Origin of the sequence: Massilia consociata, assembly GCF_042432755.1 — a bacterium.
In the GTDB taxonomy this organism is placed as follows: domain Bacteria; phylum Pseudomonadota; class Gammaproteobacteria; order Burkholderiales; family Burkholderiaceae_D; genus Telluria; species Telluria consociata.
Genome location: NZ_JBHLWP010000006.1, coordinates 429,477 through 436,358, shown reverse-complemented (window position 1 = coordinate 436,358; position 6,882 = coordinate 429,477). Strand labels below are relative to the sequence as shown.

The following is a 6,882-nucleotide window of genomic DNA, read 5'->3' as shown; positions in this document are numbered from 1 at the left end:
GAGAAAGGCTGGTTAGCCTTCTGAAAGACGAACGGCCCGGCCGCAAATGCGACCGGGCCGTCAAGGCAACGCCGAAGCGTTATGCTGTCCGGAAGGTCAAGAAGCTACCTTAACTGAACGGCATTAGGAGCAGGGCTCCGGTTTTTTCCTGGGGCAGGGTGATCAGCCTGCCAGCTTCTTCTTCAGCAACTCGGTCACCTGGGCCGGGTTCGCCTTGCCCTTCGAGGCCTTCATGGTCTGGCCGATCAGCGCGTTGATCGCGGCTTCCTTGCCGGCGCGGTACTGCTCGACCGACTTGGCGTTGGCGGCCAGCACTTCGTCGACGATGGCTTCCAGCGCGCCCGTGTCCGAGATCTGCTTCAGCCCCTTCTGTTCGATGACGGTGTCGGCCAGGTTGTCGTCCGTGCTCTTGGCTTCCCACATCGCGGCGAACACTTCCTTGCCGGCCTTGTTCGAAATGGTGCCATCAAGGATGCGCTTGAGCAGCAGCGCCAGCTGGGCGGCGGACACCGGCGACTGGTCCAGTTCCACGCCTTCGCGGTTCAGGGTCGACGAGACGTCGCCCATCATCCAGTTTGCCGCCGCCTTGGCGTTTTCCTTGCCGGCTGCCGCCACCACGGCCTCGTAGTAGGTCGCCATCGCTTTCGAGGAGGTCAGCACCAGGCTGTCGTACTCCGGCAGGCCGTATTCGCCGGTGAAGCGTGCGCGCAGGGCGCCCGGCAGCTCCGGCATGTCGGCTTTCACCCGCTCGATCCAGTCCTGGCCAATGACCAAAGGCGGCAGGTCCGGGTCCGGGAAGTAGCGGTAGTCCTGCGCGTCTTCCTTGGTGCGCATGGAACGGGTTTCCTTCTTGTCCGGGTCCCATAGGCGGGTGGCCTGCACCACCTTGCCGCCGTCCTCGATCAGCTCGATCTGGCGCCGCACTTCGTAGTGGATCGCTTCTTCCATGAAGCGGAAGGAGTTCAGGTTCTTGATCTCGCAGCGGGTGCCGAATTCTTTCTGGCCGACCGGGCGCACCGAGACGTTGACGTCGCAGCGGAACGAGCCTTCCTGCATGTTGCCGTCGCAGACGCCCAGCCACACCACCAGCGAATGCAGGGCCTTGGCATACGCCACGGCTTCGGCGGCGCTGCGCATTTCCGGCTCCGACACGATCTCGAGCAGCGGCGTGCCGGCGCGGTTCAGGTCGATGCCGCTCATGCCGGCATAGTCTTCGTGCAGCGACTTGCCGGCATCCTCTTCCAGGTGGGCGCGGGTCAGGTTGACGGTCTTCGTCTCCAGCTTGCCGTCCTTCTCGTAGGCGAAGCTGATGGTGCCGCCCTGGACCACGGGGTCCTCGAACTGGCTGATCTGGTAGCCCTTCGGCAGGTCGGGATAAAAATAGTTCTTGCGGGCGAAGACCGACTGCGGCGCGATCTTCGCGCCCACGGCCAGGCCGAAGCGGATCGCACGCTCGACGGCGCCGCGGTTCAGCACCGGCAGCACGCCCGGCAGCGCCAGGTCGACCGGGCTGGCCTGGGTGTTGGGCTCGGCGCCGAAGCGGATCGAGCTGCCGCTGAAGATTTTCGAGTTGGTCGTGAGCTGCACGTGGTTCTCAAGACCGATGACGACTTCCCATTGCATAGTGTTCTCTTTTCTGTTCGCTGTGCCTGCTGCGTGTTGCTGTTCTTCTGGGCAGGCACCGGTTGAACGCGCGGCCGGCGAAGCCGGCCACCCTACGTGTTCATGGCCCTGTTACACGCCTTCCGGGGCGCGGGTGTGCCAGTCGGTCACCTGCTGGTACTGGTGCGCGATGTTCAGCAGCTTGGCTTCGGCGAAGTAGTTGCCGATGATTTGCAGGCCGACCGGGCGCTTGGCGTTCTTCTCGCCTTGTCCGAAACCGACCGGGATCGACATGCCCGGCAGGCCGGCCAGGCTGGTCGACAGCGTGAAGATGTCGGCCAGGTAGTTCGCCACCGGGTCGTTCGCCTTGCTGCCCAAGTCCCAGGCCACGGTCGGGGCCACCGGGCCCATGATCACGTCGCACTGGTCCTTGAACGCGGCCTGGAAGTCGTCGGCGATCAGGCGGCGGATCTTCTGCGCCTGCACGTAGTAGGCGTCGTAGTAGCCGTGGCACAGCACGTAGGTGCCGACCATGATGCGGCGCTGCACCTCACGGCCGAAGCCTTCGGCGCGGGTCTTGCGGTACATGTCTTGCAGATCCTTGTACTCGCTAGCCCTGTGGCCGTAGCGCACGCCGTCGAAGCGCGACAGGTTCGACGAGGCTTCCGCCGGGGCGATGATGTAGTAGGTCGGGATCGACAGTGCGGTCTTCGGCAGCGAAATGTCGACCAGACTCGCTCCCAGCTTGACGAATTCGTCGAGTGCGCCGCGCACTGCCTGTTCCACGTCCGCAGCCAGGCCTTCGCCGAAATACTCTTTCGGCACGCCGATGCGCAGGCCGTTCAAGGGCTTGTCCAGGTCGCGGGTGTAGTCTTCAGGCACGTTGCCCTGCTCGACGGTCAGGCTGGTCGAGTCGCGCTCATCAAAAGCGATCATTTCGTTGAGCAGCAACGCGCAGTCCTCGGCGGTCTGGGCGATCGGGCCGCCCTGGTCCAGCGAGGAGGCGAAGGCGATCATGCCGAAGCGCGAGACGCGGCCGTAGGTCGGCTTGATGCCGGTGACGCCGCAGAAGGCGGCCGGCTGGCGGATCGAGCCGCCGGTGTCGGTGGCGGTGGCGGCCGGCGCCAGGCGCGCGGCGATCGCGGCGGCCGATCCGCCCGAAGAGCCGCCCGGCACCGCCAGCGGATCCCAGGGATTTTTCACGGCGCCGAAGGCCGAGTTCTCGTTGGCCGAGCCCATCGCGAATTCGTCGAGGTTGACCTTGCCCAGGGTGACCATGCCGGCGCGGTTGAAGCGCTCGACGACCGTGGCGTCGAACGGGCTTTCATAATTGGCCAGCATTCTGGAGCCGGCTGTGGTGCGCCAGCCACGGGTCACGAAGATGTCCTTGTGCGCGATCGGCACGCCGGTCAGCGTGCCGGCCGTGCCGTCGGCAATACGCGCGTCGGCCGCCGCCGCCTGGGCGAGCGAACGCTCGCGGTCCAGGTGCAGGAAGGCGTTGTGGCTGCTCGCTTCGATGCGGTCGAGGTAATGGCTGGTCAGTTCGACGCTCGAGACCTGCTTCGATTGCAGGAGCGCGGACAGCTCTTTGATGGTCTTGTTGTGCATGTGCGTGTCGGTTCAGGTGCTCGGGTGCGTTATTCAATGACTTTCGGGACCAGGTACAGGCCGTCCTGCGCCTTCGGCGCCGGCGCCTGGTAGTCCTCGCGGCGGTTCTCTTCGGTCACTACGTCGTCGCGCAGGCGCAGCGGCAGGGCCATGATGGCGGCCAGCGGCTGCGACAATGGCGCAACACCGGTCGTGTCCACCGCCTGCATCTGCTCGGCCAGGGCGAAGATGCCGTTCAGCTCGGCCAGCGCGGTTTCCGCGTGGGCTTCGTCCATCTCGAGCTGGGCCAGGTTGGCGATGCGTTTTACGTCTGAAAGTGTCAGGGACATGGCAAAAGGGCGCGGCATGGCCGCATGCAAAATATGGTTGGGCGAATGACGGTTGAATAACAGTTGGATAACAGTTGAGCTGCGCGTCGACTACGAAACGAAAACCGGATGAATAATGGATGAACAACGGATGTTGGCAAGCAGTCAGCGAACGGCACGCTTCGGCTCATAAAAGCTTGGTAACACCGTCGATCTCGCTGCGGAATTGGGGTGGAAAACCCCCCGTTTTCAGCATTTAATCGACGAATTATAAGGTAGAATGGCGGGCTAATGCGCTATGGGGCGCGAGTCGGCCCCCGCACCAAAGACCGCGCTGCTTCCGGCGATCGACGCCTGCGGGCGCGGCGAAGACAACCCGATCAATATTCACGCGCACCCGGTGCGCAATCAGGACACCCATGTTTGGTTCTTTACGCAGCTACTTCTCGAATGACCTGGCGATCGACCTCGGTACCGCCAACACCTTGATCTACGTGCGCGGCCTGGGCATCGTGCTGGACGAGCCGTCGGTCGTGGCGATTCGCCAGGAGGGCGGCCCGAACGGCAAGAAGACGATCCAGGCGGTCGGCAAGGAAGCCAAGCAGATGCTGGGCAAGGTGCCTGGCAACATAGAGGCCATCCGTCCGATGAAGGATGGCGTGATCGCCGACTTCACCGTCACCGAGCAGATGCTCAAGCAGTTCATCCGCATGGTCCACGATTCGAAGTTCTTCCGTCCGTCGCCGCGCATCATCATCTGCGTGCCTTGCGGTTCGACCCAGGTCGAGCGCCGCGCGATCCGCGAATCGGCGCTGGGCGCCGGCGCCTCGCAGGTGTACCTGATCGAGGAACCGATGGCTGCCGCGATCGGCGCCGGCCTGCCGGTCTCGGACGCCACCGGCTCGATGGTCGTCGACATCGGCGGCGGCACCACCGAAGTGGGCATCATCTCGCTGGGCGGCATGGTGTACAAGGGCTCGGTGCGCGTCGGCGGCGACAAGTTCGACGAAGCGATCGTCAACTACATCCGCCGCAACTACGGCATGCTGATCGGCGAACAGACCGCCGAAGCGATCAAGAAGGCAATAGGGTCGGCCTTCCCGGGTTCGGAAGTCAAGGAAATGGAAGTCAAGGGCCGCAACCTGTCCGAAGGCATCCCGCGTTCGTTTACCATCTCGTCGAACGAAATCCTGGAAGCGCTGACCGACCCGCTCAACAACATCGTCTCGGCCGTGAAGAACGGGCTGGAACAGGCTCCGCCGGAACTGGGCGCCGACATTGCCGAGAAGGGGATGATGCTGACCGGCGGCGCGCTGCTGCGTGACCTGGACCGTCTCCTGATGGAAGAAACCGGCCTGCCGGTGCTGGTCGCCGAAGACCCGCTGACCTGCGTGGTACGTGGATCGGGCATGGCGCTCGAGCGCATGGACAAGCTGGGTTCGATCTTCTCGTACGAATAAGAACGGACAAACGACGGCGCGGCCGACGTGACGGCGGGCAGGGTGCGCGGGTAACCGCGCGTCTCTGCCCGCGTTGACGTTGGCGCGTCGCGCCAGCTGTTCAAGACGACAACACAGAGCTATTCAGGACGCCACCAGGACATGGAATACAGTCCGCCGCCGCTTTTCAAACAGGGAGCCCCCGCACGGGTCAAGGCGATCGTGTTCGCCCTGATTTCCGTCGTGCTGCTCGTCGTCGACTCCCGTTACAGCACCCTGGCTTCGGTGCGCCAGGTGGCCGCCACCGTGCTGTATCCGTTGCAGATGGCCGCCCTGATGCCGCGCGAGGCGCTCGGCAACATGGCCGGTTATTTCTCCTCGATCTCCGCGTTGCAGAAGGAAGTGCGCGACCTGAAGACCCAGCAGCTGGCGCAGGCGCGCGTGCTGCAGCAGGCGCAGTACCAGATGGCCGAGAACGCGCAGCTGCGCCGCCTGATGGAGGCGCGCGAGCACCTGCCGGTCCAGGCGCAGATGACCGAGATCCTGTACGACGCGCGCGACCCCTCGACCCGGCGCATCGTGCTCGACCGCGGCTCGCGCCACGGCGTGGTGCCGGGGCTGCCGGTGATCGACCACGCCGGTGTCGTCGGCCAGGTCACGCGCGTGTTCCCGTTCACGTCCGAAGTCACGCTCCTCACCGACAAGGAACAGGCCATTCCGGTGCAGGTGCTGCGCAGCGGCCTGCGCAGCATCGCCTATGGCCGCGGCCAGTCCGGCCTGCTCGACCTGCGCTTCGTGGTGGCCAACGCCGACATCCAGGTGGGCGACGTGCTCGTCACCTCCGGCCTGGACGGCATGTACCCGGCCGGCCTGGCAGTGGCCAAGGTGGTGCAGGTCGAGAACGTCGCCGCCGGCGCGTTCGGGCGCGTGGTGTGCCAGCCGCTGGCCGGTATCGACCGCAACCGCCAGCTCCTGATCATCATGTCGCAGTCGAACCTGCCGCCGCGCCCGCAGGCGGAGGCCCGGGGCCCCACGAACCGCCGCAAGCTGCCGGACATGGCGCCGGTGCCGCTGCCGCCGCTGGCACCGGCCCCGCTGCCGCCGCAGGGCGCGCCGGCGCAGCCGGTAAATGGCGCTAATGCAGGCGCCAATGCGGGTACCAATGCTGGAACCAACGCCGTAACCGCTGCAGGGACCGGCACCGCCGCGCAGGCCGGCGCGGCGCCGGCGCAGCCTGCGGCTGCCAACCCGCGCGCAGGGCAGGGCGTTGCAACGCCGGCTGCCGCGCAGCAGCCGGGCGTCCCGGCCACGCAGCGCCCCGTGCCGGCGCCTGCAGCCACGACCACCAACACCCCAGCCGGTGCGGCGCCCGCCGGCGCACGCCCGGCCAACACGGAGGGCCGATAATGCCCGGTAACCGTCCGCATTACATCCTGCTGCCCGTCAGCCCGCTGTTCATCACGTTCAGCCTGGTGTGTGCCTTCATGCTCAACCTGCTGCCGCTGGGCCGCTGGGTCGGGGCGCCCGACTTCGTCGCACTGGTGCTGGTGTTCTGGGGCATCCACCAGCCGCGCAAGGTCGGCATCGGCGTCGCCTTCGTCATGGGCCTGCTGATGGATGTGCACGATGCCAGCCTGCTGGGCGAGAACGCGCTTGCCTACACCTTGCTGTCCTACCTGGCGATCATGATCCACCGCCGCGTGCTGTGGTTCCGCCTGATGACCCAGGCGATGCACGTGTTCCCGCTGCTGCTGCTGGCACAGGCGGTGCAGTTCTTCGTCCACTTCACCGCTTCGGGCCGTTTTCCCGGCGTGTTGTACTTTGCCGAGAGCATCGTCGCCGTCGCCCTGTGGCCGGTGATCACCTGGCTGCTGCTGGCGCCGCAACGCCGCGCCGTCGACCGCGACCATACCCGCCCGATCTGA

Annotated in this window: 6 protein-coding genes; 3 read left to right on the top strand and 3 right to left on the bottom strand. The window is 65.7% G+C overall.

Translation table 11 applies throughout. The features are described from left to right. Window positions 1–162: 162 nt before the first annotated feature. From gatB to gatC, 3 genes are all read right to left on the bottom strand, one after another. Entirely contained in the window at window positions 163–1,623 is a 1,461-nt protein-coding gene (gene gatB / locus ACFFJK_RS06085) for an Asp-tRNA(Asn)/Glu-tRNA(Gln) amidotransferase subunit GatB (protein WP_379678264.1), read from the bottom strand. Between the two features lie 111 nt (window positions 1,624–1,734). Next, window positions 1,735–3,210 (bottom strand): Asp-tRNA(Asn)/Glu-tRNA(Gln) amidotransferase subunit GatA, encoded by a 1,476-nt coding sequence (gene gatA, locus ACFFJK_RS06080; RefSeq protein ID WP_379678263.1) that lies wholly within the window; start codon window positions 3,208–3,210, stop codon window positions 1,735–1,737. 29 nt (window positions 3,211–3,239) lie between these two features. After that, window positions 3,240–3,539 carry an Asp-tRNA(Asn)/Glu-tRNA(Gln) amidotransferase subunit GatC gene (gatC, locus tag ACFFJK_RS06075; RefSeq protein WP_036247667.1) on the bottom strand — a complete coding sequence of 100 codons (300 nt, stop codon included), beginning with the start codon at window positions 3,537–3,539 and terminating at the stop codon, window positions 3,240–3,242. 398 nt (window positions 3,540–3,937) lie between these two features. Here gatC and ACFFJK_RS06070 point away from each other — a divergent pair, with 398 nt between their 5' ends. From ACFFJK_RS06070 to mreD, 3 genes are all read left to right on the top strand, one after another. Continuing rightward, window positions 3,938–4,978, top strand: a complete 1,041-nt coding sequence (locus tag ACFFJK_RS06070) for a rod shape-determining protein (RefSeq protein ID WP_379678262.1) — start codon at window positions 3,938–3,940, stop codon at window positions 4,976–4,978. Window positions 4,979–5,119: 141 nt separating this feature from the next. Next, a complete protein-coding gene (gene mreC / locus ACFFJK_RS06065) occupies window positions 5,120–6,364 on the top strand; it encodes a rod shape-determining protein MreC (protein WP_379678261.1) in 1,245 nt (414 codons plus the stop codon). Continuing rightward, window positions 6,364–6,882, top strand: coding sequence for a rod shape-determining protein MreD (gene mreD / locus ACFFJK_RS06060; RefSeq protein ID WP_379678260.1), 519 nt, complete (start codon window positions 6,364–6,366; stop codon window positions 6,880–6,882). The genes mreC and mreD overlap by 1 nt, the downstream gene beginning before the upstream one ends.

Excerpts from the sequence above, each read along its gene's own strand:
- mreD (WP_379678260.1), top strand. The coding sequence starts at position 6,364 with ATGCCCGGTAACCGTCCGCATTACATCCTGCTGCCCGTCAGCCCGCTG.
- mreC (WP_379678261.1), top strand. The coding sequence starts at position 5,120 with ATGGAATACAGTCCGCCGCCGCTTTTCAAACAGGGAGCCCCCGCACGG.
- gatA (WP_379678263.1), bottom strand. The coding sequence starts at position 3,210 with ATGCACAACAAGACCATCAAAGAGCTGTCCGCGCTCCTGCAATCGAAG.
- gatC (WP_036247667.1), bottom strand. The coding sequence starts at position 3,539 with ATGTCCCTGACACTTTCAGACGTAAAACGCATCGCCAACCTGGCCCAG.
- ACFFJK_RS06070 (WP_379678262.1), top strand. The coding sequence starts at position 3,938 with ATGTTTGGTTCTTTACGCAGCTACTTCTCGAATGACCTGGCGATCGAC.
- gatB (WP_379678264.1), bottom strand. The coding sequence starts at position 1,623 with ATGCAATGGGAAGTCGTCATCGGTCTTGAGAACCACGTGCAGCTCACG.